This is a genomic window from Myxococcus xanthus (genome assembly GCF_013116825.1).
In the GTDB taxonomy this organism is placed as follows: domain Bacteria; phylum Myxococcota; class Myxococcia; order Myxococcales; family Myxococcaceae; genus Myxococcus; species Myxococcus xanthus_B.
In genome coordinates this window covers 1-20923 of the sequence record NZ_JABFNS010000003.1, presented here as the reverse complement: position 1 = coordinate 20923, position 20923 = coordinate 1, and the positions used below count along the sequence as shown (strand labels likewise).

General features: G+C 69.4%; 19 protein-coding genes. 7 read left to right on the top strand and 12 right to left on the bottom strand.

Going from position 1 to position 20923, the window contains the following annotated elements; all coding sequences use genetic code 11:
* The first annotated feature begins 40 nt into the window (after positions 1 to 40).
* Positions 41 to 712, top strand: a complete 672-nt coding sequence (locus tag HNV26_RS01535) for a proline and serine-rich protein 1 family protein (protein ID WP_171442688.1) — start codon at positions 41 to 43, stop codon at positions 710 to 712.
* 65 nt (positions 713 to 777) lie between these two features.
* Here HNV26_RS01535 and HNV26_RS01530 read toward each other — a convergent pair whose 3' ends face one another.
* The 8 genes from HNV26_RS01530 to HNV26_RS01495 all read right to left on the bottom strand — a co-directional run bounded on the left by HNV26_RS01530 (position 778) and on the right by HNV26_RS01495 (position 10160).
* Complete coding sequence (locus tag HNV26_RS01530) at positions 778 to 1356, bottom strand: hemerythrin domain-containing protein (protein ID WP_171442689.1); 579 nt, start codon at positions 1354 to 1356, stop codon at positions 778 to 780.
* 11 nt (positions 1357 to 1367) lie between these two features.
* Positions 1368 to 2741, bottom strand: coding sequence for an oxygen-independent coproporphyrinogen III oxidase (gene hemN / locus HNV26_RS01525; protein ID WP_171442690.1), 1374 nt, complete (start codon positions 2739 to 2741; stop codon positions 1368 to 1370).
* A gap of 139 nt (positions 2742 to 2880) precedes the next feature.
* The gene (gene ccoG, locus HNV26_RS01520) at positions 2881 to 4302 is read right to left on the bottom strand and encodes a cytochrome c oxidase accessory protein CcoG (protein WP_171442691.1); all 1422 of its coding nucleotides are present in this window, start codon (positions 4300 to 4302) and stop codon (positions 2881 to 2883) included.
* Between the two features lie 20 nt (positions 4303 to 4322).
* Positions 4323 to 4874 (bottom strand): c-type cytochrome, encoded by a 552-nt coding sequence (locus HNV26_RS01515; RefSeq protein WP_171442692.1) that lies wholly within the window; start codon positions 4872 to 4874, stop codon positions 4323 to 4325.
* On the bottom strand, positions 4864 to 5046 hold the full coding sequence (locus tag HNV26_RS01510; RefSeq protein ID WP_011555494.1) for a cbb3-type cytochrome oxidase subunit 3: 183 nt from the start codon (positions 5044 to 5046) through the stop codon (positions 4864 to 4866). Before HNV26_RS01510 ends, HNV26_RS01515 begins: the two co-directional genes overlap by 11 nt.
* On the bottom strand, positions 5046 to 7433 hold the full coding sequence (gene ccoN / locus HNV26_RS01505) for a cytochrome-c oxidase, cbb3-type subunit I (protein ID WP_171442693.1): 2388 nt from the start codon (positions 7431 to 7433) through the stop codon (positions 5046 to 5048). Before ccoN ends, HNV26_RS01510 begins: the two co-directional genes overlap by 1 nt.
* Positions 7434 to 7437: 4 nt before the next feature.
* Positions 7438 to 7629, bottom strand: coding sequence for a hypothetical protein (locus HNV26_RS01500; protein WP_011555496.1), 192 nt, complete (start codon positions 7627 to 7629; stop codon positions 7438 to 7440).
* Positions 7626 to 10160, bottom strand: a complete 2535-nt coding sequence (locus HNV26_RS01495; RefSeq protein ID WP_171442694.1) for a heavy metal translocating P-type ATPase — start codon at positions 10158 to 10160, stop codon at positions 7626 to 7628. Before HNV26_RS01495 ends, HNV26_RS01500 begins: the two co-directional genes overlap by 4 nt.
* A gap of 49 nt (positions 10161 to 10209) precedes the next feature.
* Between HNV26_RS01495 and HNV26_RS01490 the strand changes: the two genes are divergently transcribed.
* Positions 10210 to 10923, top strand: a complete 714-nt coding sequence (locus HNV26_RS01490; RefSeq protein ID WP_171442695.1) for a sulfite exporter TauE/SafE family protein — start codon at positions 10210 to 10212, stop codon at positions 10921 to 10923.
* Positions 10924 to 10974: 51 nt separating this feature from the next.
* Here the strand turns inward: HNV26_RS01490 and HNV26_RS01485 are convergent, their stop codons facing one another.
* The 3 genes from HNV26_RS01485 to HNV26_RS01475 are packed head-to-tail and all read right to left on the bottom strand — an operon-like array spanning position 10975 to position 13760.
* Complete coding sequence (locus tag HNV26_RS01485) at positions 10975 to 11631, bottom strand: potassium channel family protein (RefSeq protein WP_171442696.1); 657 nt, start codon at positions 11629 to 11631, stop codon at positions 10975 to 10977.
* A gap of 9 nt (positions 11632 to 11640) precedes the next feature.
* The gene (locus HNV26_RS01480) at positions 11641 to 13068 is read right to left on the bottom strand and encodes a TrkH family potassium uptake protein (RefSeq protein ID WP_366816724.1); all 1428 of its coding nucleotides are present in this window, start codon (positions 13066 to 13068) and stop codon (positions 11641 to 11643) included.
* Between the two features lie 50 nt (positions 13069 to 13118).
* Positions 13119 to 13760: a TetR/AcrR family transcriptional regulator gene (locus HNV26_RS01475; protein ID WP_366816718.1), complete on the bottom strand. Its 642-nt coding sequence runs from the start codon at positions 13758 to 13760 to the stop codon at positions 13119 to 13121.
* 150 nt (positions 13761 to 13910) lie between these two features.
* Between HNV26_RS01475 and trhA the strand changes: the two genes are divergently transcribed.
* The 4 genes from trhA to HNV26_RS01455 all read left to right on the top strand — a co-directional run bounded on the left by trhA (position 13911) and on the right by HNV26_RS01455 (position 16995).
* Positions 13911 to 14579, top strand: a complete 669-nt coding sequence (gene trhA / locus HNV26_RS01470; RefSeq protein WP_434349022.1) for a PAQR family membrane homeostasis protein TrhA — start codon at positions 13911 to 13913, stop codon at positions 14577 to 14579.
* 99 nt (positions 14580 to 14678) lie between these two features.
* On the top strand, positions 14679 to 15302 hold the full coding sequence (locus HNV26_RS01465; RefSeq protein ID WP_171442699.1) for a TetR/AcrR family transcriptional regulator: 624 nt from the start codon (positions 14679 to 14681) through the stop codon (positions 15300 to 15302).
* On the top strand, positions 15299 to 16192 hold the full coding sequence (locus tag HNV26_RS01460; protein ID WP_253816076.1) for an alpha/beta hydrolase family protein: 894 nt from the start codon (positions 15299 to 15301) through the stop codon (positions 16190 to 16192). Before HNV26_RS01465 ends, HNV26_RS01460 begins: the two co-directional genes overlap by 4 nt.
* Positions 16193 to 16215: 23 nt before the next feature.
* Positions 16216 to 16995, top strand: coding sequence for a crotonase/enoyl-CoA hydratase family protein (locus HNV26_RS01455; RefSeq protein ID WP_171442700.1), 780 nt, complete (start codon positions 16216 to 16218; stop codon positions 16993 to 16995).
* A 116-nt stretch (positions 16996 to 17111) separates the two neighbouring features.
* On the opposite strand, the gene HNV26_RS01450 is transcribed toward HNV26_RS01455, so the two are convergent.
* Entirely contained in the window at positions 17112 to 18407 is a 1296-nt protein-coding gene (locus HNV26_RS01450) for a YecA family protein (protein ID WP_253816074.1), read from the bottom strand.
* A gap of 1693 nt (positions 18408 to 20100) precedes the next feature.
* Here HNV26_RS01450 and HNV26_RS01445 point away from each other — a divergent pair.
* The coding region (locus HNV26_RS01445; RefSeq protein ID WP_253816073.1) for a polyketide synthase dehydratase domain-containing protein at positions 20101 to 20923 on the top strand (823 nt) is incomplete at its 3' end.

The following is a 20923-nucleotide window of genomic DNA, read 5'->3' as shown; positions in this document are numbered from 1 at the left end:
GGCGCGTCGGATGCTTCGAGCACATGAAAGGACGCTCCCCATGAAGGCCCTGATCACCTCCCTCGCTCTCCTCTTCGCCCTTCCCTCCCTGGACGCCCACGCCCAGGCGGAGATGCGCCGTCCGCCCAGCCCGCCGCCGGGCCAGCCCATGCCGCAGCCGCACCATCCGCACCATCCCAACTACCCGCCGCAGCACACCGGCAGCCAGGTGGTGGTGGACCGGCAGGAGTTGAACGAGCGCCTGGACCGGCTGGAGCAACTGCTGAAGGATGCCGAGCAGCGGATGAACCGGCAGGAGCGCAACAAGTTCCGAAAGGCCAAGGAGACGCTGAACGCCGTGCAGGACCTGGTGGACAGGGCGCCGCTGCTCGCCACCGTCTTCCCGCCGCCGCCGCCGCCGATGCCGCCCCCGCAGCCGATGGTGCGGCCCATCTCGGACAGTGAGCTGCGCCGCATCCACTCTTCCATCTCCCTGCAGACCTTCGCCGAGGACAAGATGCGCGTGCTCGTCTCGGCGGCCCAGCACCACTACTTCCTGGTCTCCCAGGTGAGCCAGCTCCTGGGCAACTTCCAGTTCACCCAGGACAAGCTGGCCGTGGTGCGCGAGTTGGAGCCGTACATCCTGGACCCGCAGAACGGCCACATGCTCTACAGCCACTTCTCCTTCTCCAGCGACAAGAAGCGGCTGGACGGCATTCTCTCGAAGGACTGAGCCGCGCGGGCAGACAGCGGGACTCCGGGCGTCGCGGGAAGTGCTTCCGCGGCGCCCGTCGCGTTCTAGAACGAGCACACCGGTCCGCGCGGGAAGAGACGTCCCGCCGGGGGGGGCGTGAAGGCGCGCTCCATGGCGTCAGCGGCCTCCGCCAGCGAGCCATGCGACGCCTCGATTCGGGCGAAGCGCGTCCGCATCCGGTCCAGGATTCCCGTGGGCAGCAGCCGCCGCGCCATGGGAAACACCTGCGCCTCCTCCACCGCGGTGTGCCCCCGGTACAGGCGCAACCAGTCATCCGCCGCGTCGAGCATGCGCGCGGGGTCCGTCTCCCCGCCACGCAGCATCGCCTCCGCCGCGCAGAGCATGGCCACCGCGTGCTCGCTGCCGGTGCCGTGCTCGCCGGACACCTGGGCCAGCAGCCCCGGCGCCAGCGGCAGCCGGTGCGCCACCATCGTCTGGAAGAGCACCATCTCCTTCGCGTGGTGGCTGCCGTCCACGAAGGTGAGGAAGAAGTTCGCGGCGCGCAGGAAGAGCGAGGCCGAGACGAACTCCCCATCGCGGCCCTTCGCCACCGCCCGGTCCAGGACCACCAGCACGCGCTGGATGTGGCGGTGCTCCTGGTTCAACACGTCCAATGCATCCATGACCGACCCCTTCACACCGTGCGGGAAAAGCGGGGGCGCTCCGTCCCCGCGAGATACGCGTCGAACACCATGGCCACGTTGCGGACGAAGAGCCGCCCCATGGGCGTCAGCTCCAGCTGCGAGCCGGTGCGCGTCACCAGGCCGTCGTCCTCGAACGCGCGCAGCCGTTCCAACTCCGGCGCGAAGTAGTCAGCGCCATCCGCCCCCAGGTCCACCCAGAAGTTGCACATGAGCCGGGTGATGACCGCGCGGCGGCGCTGGTCGTCCGCCGTCAGCGACAGGCCCCGCTCCGTGGCCAGGCAGCCCTGGGAGACGCGCTCGTAGTAGCGCGGCAGCGCGCGGACGTTCTGCGCATACGCGCCATCCACGTCGCTGATGCCGGTGCTGCCAATGGCCACCACATCCGACGCGGCCTTGACGGTATAGCCCTGGAAGTTGCGGCCCAGCCGGCGCTCGGCCTGCGCGCGCGCCAGTTCGTCCTCGGCCACCGCGAAGTGGTCCATGCCGATGGGCCGGTAGCCCGCGGACACAAAGGCCGCGTAGGCGGAGCGGAACAACTCCAGCTTGGCGCGTCCGCTTGGAATGGCCTCCGCGGGCATGCGCCGCTGGTGCTTCAGCACTTCGGGCATGAACGCGAAGGAGTAGACGGCCAGCCGGTCCGGCCGCATCGACAACACGGTGTCCAGCGTGCGGGCCCACCCCTCGGCGTCCTGGTGCGGCAGGCCGTAGATGAGGTCGAAGTTCACGCCCTTGAAGCCCAGCAGCCGCGCGTGCTCCAGCAGCGCCCGCGTCTCCTCCGGGGACTGGATGCGGTTGGTGACCTCCTGAACGCGCGCGTCGAAGTCCTGCAGACCCATGGACACGCGGTTGAAGCCCAGGCTCCGCAGCAGGGTGAGCTGGCCGGGCGTCGTCACGGCCGGGTGGATTTCGATGGCCACCTCCGCGTCCGACGCGATGCGGAAGCGACGGGTGAGCGCCGTCCACAGCCGTTCGAGCTGCCGCTCATCCAGGAAGGTGGGCGTCCCTCCACCCCAGTGAATCTGGGACAAGGAGCGCCGGCAGCCGAGCCGCTGCACCACCAGGTCCAGCTCCATCTCCAGATGGTCGATGTACTGGTCCGCCGCGGCCCGGTCCCGGCTGATGACGACGTTGCAGCCGCAGTACCAGCAGAGACTGCGGCAGAAGGGCAAGTGCACGTAGAGCGACAGCGGCTCGGCGCGCTCCCGGGAGCCTGCATGCTCGAGCCGCTCCACCAGGTGCTCCGGACCGAAGTCCTTCCGCCACTCGGGCGCCGTGGGGTAGCTGGTGTAGCGAGGGCCGGAGACGTCGTACCGGCGCAGCAGGGCTTCGGGTGGCGTGGGGACTTCCTGGCGGGGGGGCTCCATCTCACCGCCTCACCATTCCAAGCCTCGTGCCAGGATCATCCAGGACGGGGATGCGGTGGAAGTCACGCAGGCCTTGCGGCCCCCTCCACCCACGGCGCAACCCCTGCGCCGTGGCGCCCCCGACCGGGGGAAGCATGCCCTACCCTCCCGTGGGGGCAGGACCCAGGAACCGGGCCTCCATGCGCTTCACTTCACCGGAGGCCGCGTCGGCCACCTCGACGGTGAAGTGGAATGGCAGCTTCGTTCCGCGCTGGTCCACGGTGATGAACAGCGGCACGCGGAAGCTCTCCAGCGAGGCGAGCGTCACCTGCGCCTGGGGTACCACCACCTTCGCGGGCACGGGACTGTCCACGCGGATGGTGAGCACCGTCTCGGAGGGGTTCTTGTTCACCAGGTGCAGCTCGAACTGGTTGCGCACCGTGCCCTGCTCGACGACGTAGGGCATGCCCTGGAAGCGCAGCAGGTTCGCCTCGAAGGGCACGCGCCGCACGAGGCTCAGCGTGAGGCCCACCACCGCCACCAGCATCAACGCGCCGTAGATGAACAAGCGGGGCCGGAGCACCCGCCGTGGCTGCCCGTCCAATCCGTTGAGCGAGTCATAGCGGATGAGCCCACGCGGCCGGCCCAGCTTGTCCATGACGCCGTCGCACGCATCCACGCACTGCGCGCACGCCAGACAGTCCATCTGCAAGCCATTGCGGATGTCGATGCCCGTGGGGCACACGGCCACGCACTTGAAGCAGTCCACGCAGTCGCCGCGCGGAGGCGGGGCCGGGACACCCGGAGCGGCCTTGATGAGACGCCCCCGGGGTTCTCCGCGCCGCGTGTCATAGCCGACGATGAGCGAGTCCCGGTCCTGCATCGCGGACTGGAGGCGGCCATACGGGCACACCACCACGCAGAGCTGCTCACGGAACCAGGCGAAGTTGAAGTACAGCGCGCCCGTCACGACCATGGCCCACGTGAAGGCCACTGGCGAAGCCACCGGGCCATCGGCCACCATCGCGACGAGCCCGCCCGCCGAGACGAAGAGGCTCAACGCCGCGTGGGAGATGAGCAGCGACACCGCGACGTACGCGCCATGCTTGAGCACCGCCCGCGCCACGCGCGCGGGCGTCCACGGCTCCTTCGCCGCCTTCAGCCGCCGCTCCCGGGGGCCATCGAAGAACCGCTCGATGGGACGGTACAGCGCCTCCAGGAACACCGTCTGGGGACACGCCCAGCCGCACCACACGCGCCCCAGCCACGCGGTGAAGAACAGCAGGCCGAAGCCCACCGACGTCAGCAGGAACAGGACGCGCCAGAAGTCCTGCGCGTTGTACGTGCCCCCGAAGAGGTAGAAGCGGCGCGCCGCCACGTCCAGGTGCACCGCCGGGTGGCCCCCCACCTCCACCAGTGGCAGGGCCAGGTAGATGGCGATGAGGACCGCGAAGCCCACCCGCCGCCGAGTGATGAACCGGCCGCGCACGTCCGCCGGGTGGAGCGCCAGCCGCGAACCATCCGCGTGGATGGACGTGAGCTGGTCGATGCGCGGGCCATCCCGCTGCGGTGCCGCCGACATGACTGTGTCCTCTCCGTGGGCTACGGCTGCTCGGGCTCGCCCTGCGGCTCCTTGCCGCCGGGCGCGTTGGTGCCCTTGAGCGTGAGCAGGTAGGCGGTGACGGCCTTGACGCGCTCGGCGCCCAGGGTGCGCTCCCACGCGGGCATGCCCTTGGCCACCACGCCGTCCGCCACGACCTTGTGGATGGCCATGGGGCCGCCACCGTGCATCCAATACGCGTCCGTCAGGTTGGGACCGATGGAGCCCTGCCCCTGCGCGCCGTGACACGCCGCGCAGTTCGCCTGGAACACCTGCTTTCCGCTCTCCAGGGAGGCCGGGTCCTTGGCCAGCGCGAGCAGCATGCCGTCAGACGCTGGCGCGTTTCCGGACGCGCGCTTCGCCACCTCCGCGGACTCGGCGACGTACTCACCGAGCTGTCCGGGCCCCGCCTCGGCGATGTGGTACCAGAACCAGTACCCCGCGCTGAAGATGATGGACGTCCAGAGGATGAACAGCCACCAGTTGGGCAGGTGGTTGTCGTGCTCCTCGATGCCGTCATAGACGGAGTGCAACAGCGGCTTTTCACTGCTCATGACGGCCCTCCCCCTGCTCGCTCAGCGGCATCCGCGCGAGCGCGTCGAAGTCCCCGCTGCGCCGCGCCACGAACACCCAGGCGACGACGCCGAGGAACACCGCGATGAACAGGACCAAGGCGAAGAGGGGCAGCTCGGTGAGCGACATCCCCTGATAGAATTGCTTGTACATCAGCGGCCCTCCTCACTGGCGATGGTGGCGGCAGGCAGACGGTTCGGCGGCGCGGGCGACTTCTCCGGCGACGCGGGCAGGTCCTGCGGCCCACGGCCCAGGCGCTGGAGGTAGGCGATGATGGCCACCATCTCCGAATCCCACGCCACCTGGACGCCCTGCGCCGCCAGGTCCGCGGTGATGCCCTCCGCCTGTGCCTTCTGTCGCGCCTCGGCGCCGTCCACGTCCGCGTTGCTGTACGGCACGCCCAGCCGCTGCATCAGCGCGAACTTCTTCGGCGCGTCCTTCACGACGATGCGCTGCTCGGCCAGCCACGGGTACGGCGGCATGTTGGAGCCGGGGCTCGTCGCCCGCGGGTCCATCATGTGCGTGTAGTGCCAGAGGTTCGGGTACTTGCCGCCCAGCCGGTGCAGGTCCGGGCCGGTGCGCTTGCTGCCCCACTGGAAGGGGTGGTCGTAGATGAACTCCTCCGCGCGGGACACGTCGCCGTAGCGCTGCGTCTCCGCCACGAAGGGGCGAATCATCTGCGAGTGGCAGGTGTAGCACCCCTCGCGGACGTAGAGGTCGCGGCCCTGGAGCTCCAGCGGCGAGTACGGCTCCTGCGCCTGGCCGTGCGCCGGCACCGCCTGCTTGAGCATGATGGTGGGCAGCAGCTCCGCCACACCGCCAATCAGGATGGCGATGAGCGTGAGCACGGTGAAGGCCAGCGGCTTGCCCTCGATGAGGCCGAACCACGACGGACGGCCTGCTTCACGGTCCCTGCGGGTGACAATCCAGGCGAACTCGCCCAGCGCGATGATGGCGCCCATCAGCACCACCGCGCGGACCGGCTTCGCCCAGCCGAGGAACATCGTCACGGTGAGGATGGCGATGGCGAATACCAACGGCCGACCCGTGACGACCTGCACCCAGCCGGGCGTCGGGGCCTTGGCGGGGACGGGCTCGGCGACGGGTGTGGGCGCGGGCGGCTCCACCACGACGGTGGTCTCCCCGTCCACGGCCTTGCCGGCGCGGGCCGTCTTCCACAGGTTCCACGCCATCATGATGAAGCCCACCAGGTACATGGACCCGCCGACGAAGCGGACGATGTACATGGGCCGGATGGCCAGCAACGTCTCCACGAAGTTCGGGTAGAGCAGCGTGCCGTCGGGGTTCGCCGCGCGCCACATGAGGCCCTGCGTGACGCCGCTGATCCACATGGAGACCATGTAGAGGAGGATGCCCACCGTCCCGAGCCAGAAGTGCGCGTCCGCCGCCTTGGGCGAGTGCAGCTTCGTGCCGTACAGCCTGGGCACCAGCCAGTAGAACATGCCGGCCGCCATGAAGCCGTTCCAGCCCAGCGCGCCGCTGTGGACGTGGCCGACAATCCAGTCCGTGTAGTGGCCCAGCGCGCTCACCGACTTGATGGACAGCAGCGGCCCTTCGAAGGTGGCCATGCCGTAGAAGGTGACGCCCGCGATGAGGAACTTGAGGACGGGGTCCTCGCGCAGCTTGTACCAGGCGCCCTTCAGCGTGAGCAGGCCGTTGAGCATGCCGCCCCACGACGGCGCCCACAGCATGACGCTGAAAATCATGCCCAGCGACTGCGCCCAGTCCGGCAGCGCCGTGTAGAGCAGGTGGTGCGGGCCGGCCCAGATGTAGATGAAGACCAGGGCCCAGAAGTGGATGATGGACAGCCGGTACGAGTACACCGGCCGCTCCGCCGCCTTGGGCAGGAAGTAATACATGATGCCCAGGATGGGCGTGGTGAGGAAGAAGGCGACGGCGTTGTGGCCGTACCACCACTGCACCAGCGCGTCCTGGACGCCCGCGAAGACAGAGTAGCTCTTCATCCCCGACAGCGGCAGCGCCAGGCTGTTGACGATGTGCAGCACCGCCACCGTGACGATGGTCGCGATGTAGAACCAGATGGCGACGTAGAGGTTCTTCTCGTGGCGCTTCGCCAGCGTCCAGAAGAAGTTGATGGCGAAGACGACCCAGATGACGGCGATGGCCACGTCGATGGGCCACTCCAGCTCCGCGTACTCCTTGGAGGTGGTGAAGCCCAGGGGTAGCGAAATCGCCGCCGCGACGATGATGAGCTGCCAGCCCCAGAAGTGGATTTTCGAGAGCAGGTCCGACGCCATGCGCGTCTTCAACAGACGCTGCGTGGAGTAGTAGATGCCCGCGAACATCATGTTGCCCACGAAGGCGAAGATGACCGCGTTCGTGTGCAGCGGGCGCAGGCGGGAGTAGGTCGTGTAGGGGATGCCCAGGTTCGCCTGCCACCAGGCGAGCTGACTGGCCGCCAGCGCCCCTACCGCCATTCCCACGATGCCGAACAGCACCGACGCGATGATGAAGCGCCGGACCGTGGTGTCGTCATAGATGATTCGTTGCTGATGCACGGCTTCACTCCTGGGAAGCGGAGGGCGGAGGCTCGGGAGCACGCGGCGCCGGAGCGGCGCTGTCGTCTTCGAGCGGGAAGAGCGAGAGCCGGTCGGCGTGCTCGTGGTCGCGGTGGCGCACGCTGTAGACGAACAGCAGCACCGAGCTGGCGACGAGCATCAGGCTCACGAAGACCTGGAGGACGAGGACGTTCATGCCGGCACCTCCCGGAGCGGCGGCGTGGGCGAGGCGGCGGCGCGCTCGCGTGAGGCGGACAGCCACCACACCGTGAAGAGCACGGTGGCCAGGCTGGTGGCGGGCATGGCCACGGCGGCGCGCAGGGGCGTCATCCAACCCGCGAGGCACACGGCGACGGCCACCACGTTGTAGCCCACCGCCAGGACCAGCAGCCGGCGCACCACCTGGCGCAACCGGGCCGACAACCGCAGTGCCTCGCGGATGGCGCCCAGGCCTTCGCCCAGGAGGAAGAAGTCGCTCTTGCCGGGCATCACCGGCCGGTCGATGGCGGGCGTACCCGCGCAGAGGGCGCGCTCGAAGGCGAGGCTGTCGTTGACGCCGTCGCCCAGGTACAGCGTGTCCGCCGCGTCCAGCTTCGCGACGGCCTCCGCCTTGTCCTCGGGACGCTGACCACTCAGGGTGTGCTGGGTGGGGATGCCCAGCGCGGCGGCCATGTCATTCACGCGGCCCTGGCTGTCCCCGGAGATGAGCCACACCTCGCGGCCCTCTCCCTGGAGCGCCTGGACCTCACGGCGCGCGTCGGGACGTACCGACTCCCGGAGCTGGAAGAAGGCCACGGGCACGCCGTCACGGGTCAGCACCGGGCCCGCGGCGAGGCCCGAACCGGAGAGGAGGACCTCCACACGCCCACTCGGCCTGGAGTGGCGGCTCGCGGGGCTGCCCCACTCACGCGACGCGCCATCCGTGGGCTCGTGGTCCGGCTGCCCTGTCTCCACCGCACGCGCCTCGGTGGCCCAGTCCGCGCGGCCCAACCGCCAGCGCACGCCTTCTCGATTCAGCTCGAGCCCCTGGCCCGCGAACTCCGACACACGCGCCTCCGGGTTGAAGCGCGCGCCCTCCCGAGTCAGCGCGGCCGCGAGGCAGCGACTGGCGGGGTGGTTGCTGCGCGACACCAGGTCGAAGGCGATGTCGCGCGATGCGGGCGTCAACCCCGCCACGGCGGCGCGATCCACCAACTCCAGCCGCCCCAGCGTCAGCGTCCCCGTCTTGTCGAAGAGCACCTTTCGCACGCGCGGCAGCCGGTCCAGCAGGTCCGTGCTCCGGATGAAGAAGCCGCCGCGGCGCAGGCGCGCCTGGACCAACTCGTAGGCCAGTGGTGTGGCGATACCGATGGCGCACGGGCACGTCACCACCAGCAGCGCCACCGCCACCTCCAGCGCCTTGTCCGGCCCGGCGGGCCACCACAGCACGAGCCCCAACGCGGAGACGAAGAGCACCGTGACGACCCAGCGGCGCGACACGCGGTCCCAGAAGCGGGTGTGCAGCGCGGCCCCCCCCACGTCCGTGGGCGCCCGGCGGAGCAACGCCACCAGCGGAGAGTCGGTGAACGCCTGCTTCGCCTGGACACGCACGGCCTCGCGCCCGGCGTTGAACGCGCCCGCGGGCAACGCACCGCCCTGCCCCACCGCGCGCTCGCCGGGCTCGCCCGTAATCCAATCCGTGGACACGCGGGCTCCCGAATCGAGCAGCACCGCGTCCACCGGCACCAGGTCTCCCGGCGCAATCACCAGCACGTCGCCGTCGGCCACCTCGGCGGCGCGCACGGTGGCGAGCCGCGCGCCCTCTTCCCTGCGCACGAAGAGCCCCTCCGCCCCGTCGTCATCCAGCAGGAAGCGCCGGTTGCGCTCCAACACCCGCTGCTGGAGCCACCGTCCCACCAGCATCAGCGTGACGAAGGTGTTGAGCGTGTCGAAGTACGCCAGGTCGCCGCGCCCTCCGCGCGCCTGCGCCAGCGACATGCCGAACACCAGCAGGATGCCCAGGGCAATGGGCAGGTCCAGGTGCAGCACGCCGCGCCGCAAGCCCTGAAGCGCGGAGCGGAAGAAGGGCCAGCCCCCCACCACCACGACCGCGGACGACAGCCACAGACTCAGCCGCGTGAAGAGACGGAAGACATCGCCATCCTCCGGCGTGAGCCCCACGTAGAAGCTCACCGAGAACAGCATCACGTTCATCGACAGCGCGGCGCAGATGCCCAGGCGGATGGGCAGGTCCAGGCTCGTGCGCTCCGAGCGCTTGCGGCTGGGGCCGAAGAGGTAGCCAAAGCCCTCCACGCCGCGAAGGAACTCCGCCACGTCGAAGGCGCCGCGCCGCCACAGCATCCGCACCTTGCCCAGGGCCGGGTCCACCGTCAGCCCCGCCCCGCCCGGCTGCCGGCGGAACAGCTCATTCATCAGCCACACGCATGCGGCGCAGTGGATGCCCTGCACGTCCAGTTCGAGCGCGCACAAGGGGCCCGGCGTCGACTCCGCGCGGCTCATGAGCGGCTCCAGCCACGCGAACGCGCGTTCCTTGCGCGGCTCAGACGCGGGCGCCGTCTTTCCTTGCGCGAGCTGGTAGTAGCGCGTGAGCCCCTGCTCCACGAGCAGGCCGTGCACGGCCTCGCACCCCACACAGCAGAAGTCGCGCGCCGCGCCTCCCGGAGGAACGGGGCTGCCGCAGTGGAGACAGGCGGCCGGAGCAGGCTCCGATGTCGTGGAGGCAGGCATTCACGATGTCACCTTGCGAACGGCATGCCTGTTGCGATGCACCGCGTTCATGTCGCCCGAACCGGCCGCACTCGCCTCGCTGCTGCACACCTCCGAACCCACCGTCATCGCCGGCGCACTGGGCGCCTTCGTGGTGGGGCTCACGGGGAGCGTGCATTGCCTCCTCATGTGTGGACCGCTGGCCTGCGCGGGTCTGCCCGGCGCGCCAGGGCCCGAGCGCCGCCGAGCCGTCGTCGCCTACCAGGGCGCGCGCCTGGGCGCCTATGCCCTCGTGGGCGGCGCACTGGGCATGCTGGGTGGAGGCGTCACCCAGGCGCTGGCGGTCTCCACCCGCCCCTACCTTCCCTGGCTGATGGCGGTGGCGCTGGTCGCGTCCGCGTTGGAGCTGGGCAAGCGCCTGCGCCCGCTGCCGGGCATGGAGAACCTCGCGCGGCATGTCACGCGCTGGGGCGCAAAGTTTTCGTGGACGGGCCGCGCGAGCGCAATGGGTGCGGTCACACCGCTGCTGCCCTGTGGCCTCCTCTATGGCGTCTTCGCGGTGGCGCTGGCGAGCGGTTCGTTCGGAGGCGGAGCGCTGGTGCTCGCCGCGTTCGCGCTCGGCGGCCTGCCCGCCCTGCTGGGGGCGCAGCTTCAGGCGGCGCTGTGGAAGCACCGCCCGAGGTGGGTGTCCCTGCTGCTCCAACGGGCGGTGCCGCTGGCGGCGGCGGCGGTGCTCGTCTACCGCGCGGTGAGCGTGAACGCCGGTGGCGCCAGTTGTCATTGAGAAGGGCTCGGGCGTTTCGGGCGAAAGGACCGAGCCGTCCACGCCACGAGCTCAGCGCAGCGCGGCCACTGCCTCGAGCGCGGAGGGCTCACCCGCGACGAGCAACGCGTCGGACGGGGTGAGCAGCCGGTCCGGGTCTGGCACCGGGAGCATGCGGTCCTGGAGCACGTCATGCACGGCCACCACGTGCACGCGGTAGCGCTGCGGCAGGGCGAGCACGCGCAGGCTCTTGCCATACCAGGCCTCCGGCACGGGCATCTCCTGAAGGCCGAACTCCGTTCCCAGCTGCACGTACTGGAGGAGGCGGCCGCTGGTGATGCGGCTGGCCAGTCCCAGGGCGCTCTCCCGCTCCGGGAAGATGCTCTCGGTGGCCCCCAGCGCGTTGGCGATGCGCGCATGGTCATCCGAGCGGACCTTCACGTAGATGTCCTGGATGCCCGAGTCCCTCAGGGCGAGCAGCGCGAGGATGCTGGCCGAAAGGTCCTCTCCCGTGGAGACGATGGCGGCGTCCGCCCCCCGCGCGCCCACCTCCTCCAACACCTGGCGCTGCGTGGCGTCTCCCACCATGGCCTTGGACACGCGCGCGCCCAGGGCGTCGACCACCGCCGGTCGCGGGTCGATGGCGATGACGTCATGCCCCTGCTCATGCAGGCGCGCGGCGATGACCGAGCCGAAGTTGCCCAGACCCACCACGATGATGCGCTTCATCCGTGCTCCTTAACCAACGATGAGGTCCTCTTGCGCGGGGCGCACGTGCCGCAGGTGCGTCCGGGCGCGCAGGCTGAGGGCGGCGAAGAAGGACAGCGGCCCCAGCCGTCCCACGAACATCAGCCCGATGATCAGCAGCTTGCCCGCCACGCTCAGGCTGGGCGACATATCCATGGTCAGCCCCACCGTACAGAAGGCGCTGACCACCTCGAAGAAGACGGGAAGGAAGCTGGCGCGCGCGGCCTGCACCGACTCCGCTCCGCGCCCCTCCGTGAAGGAGAGCACGAAGACGGCCGCCGTCATCACCCCGAAGGCGATGAGGGCCAGCGACACCGTGCGCTCGATGGTGCCCTCCGGGATGGCGCGGCCATGCAACTCGGCGTGTCGGCGGCCCCGGATGCGCGTGAAGGCGAGCGCGCCCAGCACCGCCAGCGTCGTCGTCTTCAAGCCCCCGGCCGTGGAGCCAGGGCTGCCCCCCACCACCATCAGCAGGATGGTGAAGAAACCGCTCGCGTTGCTCACCTCGGAGTAGCTCACGCTGTTGAAGCCCGCAGTGCGCGCCGTGGCGGACATGAACCAGGCGTTGGCCACCCGGTCCACGTAGCCCAGGGGCGCCAGCGCCCCCCGCCACTCGAAGAGCGCGAAGAGCACGGTGCCGCCCACCAGCAACACCCCGGTGACGAGCAGCGCCGCGAAGGTGTGAACGCTCATCCGCCGGGAGCGCTGGTCGCGGCTGCGCCACCAGCGCAGCGCCTCCTCGCTCGAAAGGTAGCCCAAGCTCCCCATGATGATGAGGAAGGAGATGACGAGGAGCGTGAGGGGCTCCCGGTTGAAGCCCGCCAGCGAATCACTGAACGTCGAGAACCCGGCGTTGCAGAAGGCGCTGACCGAATGGAAGACGGCGTGCCAGGCCGCCTCCTTCCAGCCGAAGCGCGGCAGCCACAACAGCCACAGCAGCAACGCCCCCAGCGCCTCCACCCCCAAGGTGAAGCGCGCGACCCGCAGCGCCAGCGACAGCACGTTCTGCCGGTGCGTGTAGTCCATGGGCGCACCGACGATGACCTCGCTGCGGAGGGACAACCGCCGGCCCAACGCGCCGATGACGAGCGTGGTGAGGGTGACCAGCCCCAGGCCCCCCAGTTGGATGAAGACGAGCAGCCACAGATGCCCCCAGCGGGTGAAGGCCGTCGCGGTGTTCACCACGGAGAGCCCCGTCACGCACACCGCGCTGGTCATGGTGAAGAGCGCGTCGAGAAAGCCCAGGCGCGGGCCCGTATACAACGCCGGGAGCCAGAGCAGCCCCGCCGTCCCCACCCCGATGAGGACCGCGAAGGAGAGCGCCAGCAGCGTCGCCGGTGAGATGGAGAACCAGCGCAGCCAGAGCCAGCGGAGGGGTGAACGGAGGAAGGAGTCCACGGTGATGGGGAGACCATCCACCAAGTCGAGGCGCTCCACCAGTTTCCCATGCTCGAACCGGGCCGCGGGGCTCAGCCACCGCGTCGCTTCGCGCCTCGCCGCCCATTCGAAGCGGCCGGCTCCTTCGGCAGGTGCCGCAAGCCCATCCACCCGAGCGCCGCGACGTGACGCGCGACGTGGTCAATCGAGAAGGAGCGCCCATCCTCCGCCCACCACTGCCCCACCTGCGTCACCATGCCCACCAGCGCGTTCGCATAGATGGGCGCGACCTTGGGGTTGTAGCCAGCGTGCTCGAACTCGCTCTTGAAGATGTCCGAGACCCGCAGCGCGAGGTCGTCGATGACGCGCGTCAGGCCCCGCCGTCCAGCCGCCAGCGGTGAATCGCGCGTCATCACCGCGAAGCCCGCGGGCTCCTCCTTGGCGTACGTCATGAAGGCCAGCACCGCCCGCTCGAACCGTTCGCGGGGCGTGCCCGAGGCGATGCTCTCCGACACGCGCGTCACCAGGTCATCCATCTCCCGGTCCACGATGGCCGCGTAGAGCCCCTCCTTCGCGCCGAAGTGCTCGTAGACGATGGGCTTCGACACGCCCGCCTGCTGAGCCACCTCCTCGATGGAGGTCGCCTCGTAACCCTTCGAGGCAAACACGCCTCGCCCCACCGCCATCAACTGGACCCGGCGGTCGGCACCCGACAGTCGCTTCTTCGTCGCCACGTTGACCTCTAACCTACCCAACAGTAACTTACCCGACCGGAACCTACCAACTGGTAACTCTCCGGTGGAGTTGGAGCCCCTCATGTATCCCGTCTCTCGCCGAGCCGTCTTGCCCGACACAGCCGAGCTCAACGTCCTCGCCGTCAATGAATCGCGGGGCCGGTCCTGAGCGCCCAGGCCGCGGAGAAGCCGAAACTGCGGGGTGTGCTGCATCAGTTCGCCGCCACGGGTGCGCTGGGGGCGGGCCTGGTGCTCGTCTTGATGGCCCCGACCGATCGGGCCGCGGCGGCCGCCGCCGTGTTCGCCGTCAGCCTGGTGGTGTTGTTCTCGGTCAGCGCGACCTACCACCGGGTGAACTGGTCCACGCGGGGGAGGACATGGATGCGACGGATGGACCACGCCTCCATCTTCATCCTCATCGCGGGCACCTATACGCCCGTCGCGCTGCTGGGCATCTCCGGGGCCGCGGGCAACCGCCTGCTGCTCCTCATCTGGGCAGGCGCGCTCGCCGGAGTCCTTCAGTCGCTGTTCTGGATACAGGCGCCCAAGGTGGTGACGGCGGCGTTGGCCGTCGCGGTCGGCTGGACGCTGGTGCCGTACTTCGATGAAGCACGGCAAGCCCTCACGGGCAGCAACCTGGCGCTCATCCTCGCGGGCGGCGTCGCCTACACGGCGGGCGCCCTCGCCTATGCCCTGAAGCGGCCGAACCTCCGGCCCGGCGTCTTCGGCTACCACGAGCTGTTCCACGCCCTGACGCTGGTCGGCGCGGGGCTCCACTTCACGGTCGTCCTGCGGCTCGTCCGCGCGGCCACCCTGTAGACACAGGAACGCCAGCGCCAGCGTTCTGACCTCCAGACAACATGGGCCGGCCCGGCCGGCCGCTTGACTAGAATCTGGCTCTAGAATCAGATTCTAGTCATGGAGCGTAAACGCCGCAGCGCGACTGGCGAGCAGAGCCGTCGCGCCATCCTGGACGCCGCGCTGGATTGCTTCTCCCGGTTGGGCTGGGCGGCGACGACCATCGAGGACATCCGCAAGGTCAGCGGCGCCAGCGTGGGCAGCGTCTACCACCACTTCGGTGCGAAGGAGGGCATCGCGGTGGCGCTCTACATCGACTGCCTGCGCCTCCATCAGGAGTCGCTGCGGGGTCGGCTGGAGCGGAAGCACGACGCGGAAGCCTTCGTGCGAACCATCGTCACCCACCACATCGCGTGGTCCCGGGAGCACCCGGAGGCCGCCCGCTATCTCCTGCGCATGCGCCGTGAGGAAGCCGTGGCCGCGGCCGAACAGGAAATCCAATCCGCGACGGGCGACTTCATCCGGGAAGGCTTCAGCCGGATGAAGGCCCATGCCCACGCGGGCGAGCTGCTGCCACTGCCTCCGGCCGTCTACATGCCGCTGCTGCTCGGCCCCGCCCAGGAATTGCTGCGCGCCTGGGCCAACGGTCACGTGGAGCTCAAGGCCGGCATCGAGAAGGTGCTCGCAGATGCCGCCTGGCGATGCCTGCGTCCGGAGACAGCCCCCTCCCGGAAGGTGCCATGATGCGGGATGACGCCCTGCCCTCTCCCGTCGCGACGGCCTCGACGGAGACCGTCCGGATTCCCGCCCGGGATGGGCTCCCCCTGGCCGCGACGGTGTACCAGGGGCTCCAGGACAATGGCGTGGTCGTCCAGATCAATCCCGCGACGGCGGTGCCGCGCAGGTACTACGACGCCTTCGCCCGGTTCCTCGCGGGCCGTGGCTTCACGGTCGTCACGTATGACTACCGGACCATGGGGGAGTCGGTCGTCGACGCGTCCCTGCGCAACCAGGCCCGCTTCCAGGACTGGGGCGAACTGGACATGCCCGCGGTGCTGGACTGGGTGACGGCTCGGTTCCCCTCGCACCGGCTGGCCGTCGTGGGTCACTCGGCGGGCGGGCAGATGCTGGGGCTGGCGGAGAACACCTCGCGCATCCAGGCCGTGCTGCTGATTGGCTCACAGCACGGCTGGTGGCGACACTGGCCGCTCCGCCAAGGGCTGGCTTTGGCCGCCATCTGGTACGTCGCGCTGCCCGCCTCCGTCGCGCTGCTGGGCTACTTCCCGGGCCGCGCCGTGGGCTCGGAAGACCTGCCAGGAGGCATCGCGAAGCAGTGGGCGCGCTGGTGCCGCAGCCCACACTACGTCTCCGATGACGACGGTGCGCCGCTGCGGCCGTACAACGACCGGGTCCGGGCACGAATACGGCTCTACAGCTTCTCCGACGACGCCATCGCGCCGGAGGCCGCCGCGCGTGCGCTGCTCGACTACTACCCGAACGCGACGCGCGAGCACCTGCACCGCACGCCCGCGGAGCTCGGCATGAAGCGAATCGGCCACTTCGGCTGGTTCCGCTCCAGCACGCCCGAGGCCGTCTGGGTGGAGGCGGCGGATTGGCTCCAACAGACGAAGTGACTCCACCACCCAACGAGGGACTCATGAGCAACTTCATCACGGAAGAGACCGAAGGGTTCGTGCGGAAGATTGGACTGAACCGCCCTGAGAAGCGGAACGCGATGAACATCGCGCTCATCGAGCAACTCTCGGGTGCCCTGGGACGGGCCGAGGCCGACGAGAACGTCCGGGTGTGCGTGCTCTTCGCTCACGGCACCGTGTTCACGGCGGGGCTCGACCTCATGGATGTGTTTCCCAGGCTGGGTGACGCCCAGACGCTGTTCAGCGCGGCGGGCATCGACCCGTGGGCCACGCATGGCCCCGCGAGGACGAAGCCGCTCATCATCGCGGTGCATGGCAAGTGCCTCACGCTCGGTATCGAGCTGATGCTCGCGGCCGACATCACGGTGGCTTCCGAGGACGCCACCTTCGAGCAGATTGAAATCGACCGGGGCATCTTCCCCTTCGGCGGGGGCACGGCCCGCTGGGTGCGGACCATGGGTTGGGGCAACGCGATGCAGTACCTGCTGACGGGCGATGCGCTCGACGCGCGTGAAGCGCACCGGCTGGGGCTCGTGCAGCGTGTCGTCTCGCGCGAGGCGCTGATGGAGACAGCGATGGGCCTCGCGGCCCGCATCGCGTCGAAGCCGCCCCTCGCCATCAAGGCGACCCTCGAAAGCGCGCGGACGGCCGTCCTCGAAGGGGAGCGCGCCGCGGCGGAGAAGCTCCTGCCGGCCATTCAGCAGCTCGCGACGACCGAGGACGTCCAGGAGGCGCTCTCCGCCCACTTCGAACGCCGGCCCGCGACCTTCCGCGGCCGATGACGGTCTCAGGCGGCCGGGGCATGCCAGCGCGCCCAGAACATGCTCGACGTGAACAAGGTGCGTCCCGTGGACGCCCCGCGCCGTGCCGGCCCGAGGCATCGTGACGCAGCAACGCCTCAGACCTGCTCGGTGCGAAGCGTCACCGGGTGGTCCTTGAGCCACGCCTGGCAGCGCTCGATAAGCGCGGCGGCGGAAGGCAGCCCCATGCTCACCAGCAGTTCGCGGTAGGGCTCGAAGGCCTCCGGCGTCCACGCCGTGAGCGCCTTGAGGTCGGCCAGCGCCACCATCTCCTCGGGGGAGCGCCCTTCCGCCTCCTTCCGCGCAGTGAGCAGCGCGGCCAACGACATCCTCGCTGGCTCCGCTTCGAAGGCGATGGCGGCGTCCATGTACGCCGCGCGGGCGGCGTCATCCGCCCCTGGGTCCTTCGCCTTCTCGCGCAGCCTGCCGAGCAGCCCGGAGAGGAAGGACTCGTCGAGCGCGCTCTTCACTGCCCGCATCAACGCCGTCACCGCGTCCCGGCGCACCGAGGGCTCCGCGCCCGTGGGCAGGGACTTCAGCGCCTGCATCGGCTCCCAGAGCGCGCAGGTCAGCCACAGCTCCTCCTCGGGTGAGAAGACGGCCGGTGACGTCGCGGACCGCAGCCACGACTCCACACGAACAGCCCGCTCCTTGGCCTCGCGGGCGATGCGCTCGACAAGCTCCGGGTCCTCCTGCACGTATTTGAGCAGCGCGCCCACGTCGCCGCCCCGGGCCTGCTGGAGCGCGGCCTTCGCCTCGTCGGAGAAGGCTTCCTCCTCCAAGCCCTTCACCAGCGCCTCGTACTTCTGGGACAGCTCCTTGTGCCTGGCGCTCCACTCGCGGAACTGCACGTCGAACACCACGTCCAGCACGGGGATGTCCTCCGGCCGGGCCTTGCCCATCCGCTTGAACGCGGAGGCCAGCAGCGCCCCCACGCCAATGGCCCGCCGGTCCTCGGCGGACAGTCCCGGCGTGGACATCTTCGCCATCAGCGCGGCGCCGAGCGATGCCAGGAAGGCCGGTGTCCCGAACTCGCGCACCGTGCCCACCAGCAGCTCACGCCGGGCGCTGGCCGCGTCCTGCTCCGTGGTCTCCGACAGGCGGGCCAGCTCCTTCCCCACGTGCTCGGAGAAGCCCTTCACGTCGAAGCGCAGGCCGGACGCCGGGCCCCAGTCCGTCATCAGGTCCGACAGCCGCTCCAGGGCGCCGGACAGCCGGGACACATCGGGGTCGCCCAGCACTTCCATCGCCGCCTCGAGGTCCGCCCTCGCGGACGAAGCGGGAGCGGCGGGCGGCGCGGCGCGGGCCCGGTCCTCCGCAGCATGGCAGACCTTGTACTTCTTGCCACTGCCACAGGGACACGGGTCGTTACGGCCGGGCTTCTTCGAGTTCAAGGGGGCCTCAGAGGGTCGCGTGCGCGACAAGGAGAGTCCACGACGGCGCTAGGAGTAGGCATCCCACCGGGCGGGAATCAAGTAGTGCCTGCGTCGCAGGCCACGCGCGCTGCCCCCCCAGAGCGCCAGGGGCCAGCCACCACCGGTTGCCTGGGAAGAAACGCCTCGACGATTCGGCCCCCGAAGCCCCCTCAGCCGGCCCACGACGGAGCATTCCTGACGAGACACCGGCGCGGTTGCAGGGTGCCCCCGGCGCGACCAACGCATCCACCACCGGGAGTGCACTCCCCGCATCGAACCTGCGGTGCGGCTTCAGCCGATGGCGGCCCTGGGAGTCGCCTCCGACTGGCGCAGCGATGACATCCATGCAGTCGTTCACGTTGCGGTTTCGAGAGGCATTGGCGGCACCGCCATGCATGTGTAACAACCCTACTAAAGCCACACCCCCAACCATTGGCATCGAACAGCCCAACCAACTCCCCCACCATGGGATGCCATTTCGCCATGGACTTCTCCTCGCGAAATGCGATTGGAAAACCACGACCGCGAATTTGTCTGACAATCGACCTGGGCGCCGGAGTCGTTGGCGATACGCGGATTTCGTACGCCCCGGGGTGCACAGCCCAGTCAGACATATGGCCTCGCCAATCAATCAGCTCCCGCGTTGAAAGCAGCAGGCTCCGTCGCCGTGAGCGCCAGCGGCTCTGCTCACGGCCATGCACCTGAGCCTCGACGCTCGCCTCCAGCACGGCCTGGATGGGCGTCACGGGGTTGCGTGCGCCGCCCAGCAGGGCAGCCCGGATGCCCGCGTCATACGACCGAGAGTCCCCTGCCGAAGCGACGGCGGGCGCACCATGCGGGACGTCGTCCTCACCGGGCAGAAGTTGTCGCCCAGCGCCCCTCTGCCCGGGCGAGCGCGCCTCCGCCGCCTTCCGCGCCGTGAGCAGCGCCGCGAGCGTCATCCGCGTGGGCTGGGCCTCGAAGGCGGTGGCGGCGCCCTGCGCCCTGCTCGCCGACAGCCGCTCCAGGGCGCCGGACAGCCTGGACACAGCGGGGCCACCGCGCACGTCCATGGCCGCCTTGAGGTCCGCCCCTCCCGGACGAGGCAGGAGTGGGGCTCGCGCGGAAGAGCGGTTCGGACAAGTCCAGGGGGAATGCCACCGAGGGCACCGGGGCGCCCGGGGGCGCGAACCTGGGGCCCCCACCAAGGCGACTGGGGGGCACGAGCCCGCCCCCCCCTTCTCCAGCGCCCCGATTCTCACCTAGTGAGAATCCACCGGCCAATCTGTAGCATCAAATGCAACACGCAACATTCCCACACCACGGCTCAAACTTGTAACATCCAATGCCACAACACGGCGCGGCCAAGGCCGCGATACAAGAGACCTCCGGGAGCGCCAATTCACTATTGGCAGAACATCCCGACCACAGCACGACACAGATGTCAGGGAACGGCCGCCATAGTGCGGCGCATTCACCAACAAATGAATTTCCGCGATTAACATGCAACCCAGCGGAGCATGGCCTCTTAAAACACTCATTCGCTGTTTCAGTGTAGACATTTGGATTCAGCTTCATTTATGTGCTTCTGCTTCATCTCGTGAAGCCACTCAGACAAGAGTTCAAGTGCAGCACCCTGGTCTGCAATGACGATCCGCTTGTCAGGGACCACCGGGTCCATGGCGTGCGAATCATGCCGGGGGTCGTCTTCCTCGATCTGGTGCTCCGGGCCCTGAGCGCCCACGGGGTCGACACCCGCGAGGTGGAGCTTCGCAACATCCTGTTCATCAAGCCTGTCGCCACCACCGAGCACAGCGACCGGAGGGTCCACCTGCGATTCCTCCCACGGCAGGGCGCGGACACGCTCGGCTGGCAGGTGGAGGCGGAGAGCCACCCCGTCTCCGCCGGAGGCACGGACGCTTCGGAGGAGCGCACGGAGCACTTCCGCTGCGAGGTCCACTTCGTCGAGGCGCCGCTGACGGGGCGAATCGAGCTCGAAGCGGTGGTGCGTCACGCGTCCCGCACCACGGACGTGGACGACGCGTACGTCTACGCCCGAGGGGCGTCCATCGAGCACTTCGAGTTCATGAAGGGCCAGGGGACGCTTCATTTCCATGCAGAGGGCGTCCTCGGCGCGCTGCACCTGAGCGAGCCGGCCCGAGACCACCTGGAAGACTTCCACTTCCACCCGGTCTTCCTGGACAGCGCCACGCTGCTGCCCTTCCTCTACATCCAGCAGCGGCCGGAGATGGCCCTGCAGCCCTTCATTCCCATCCACATCGAGTCATTCCGCGCCCTCGCGTCCCCCGGGGAGCGAGTGTTCGTCCATGTGCGGCAGGACAGCACCGGACTGGTGGCGGACGACCTCTTCCACAGCGACCTCGACTTCTTTTCGTCCGATGGCCAGCGAATCGCGGCCATGCGCAAGCTGTCCACCAAGCGCATCCGCGCCGAGGGCCTCATCTCCCGGCTGACGGCTCCACGACGCGCCGAGCCCCCCGCCCCCGAGGCCGCCC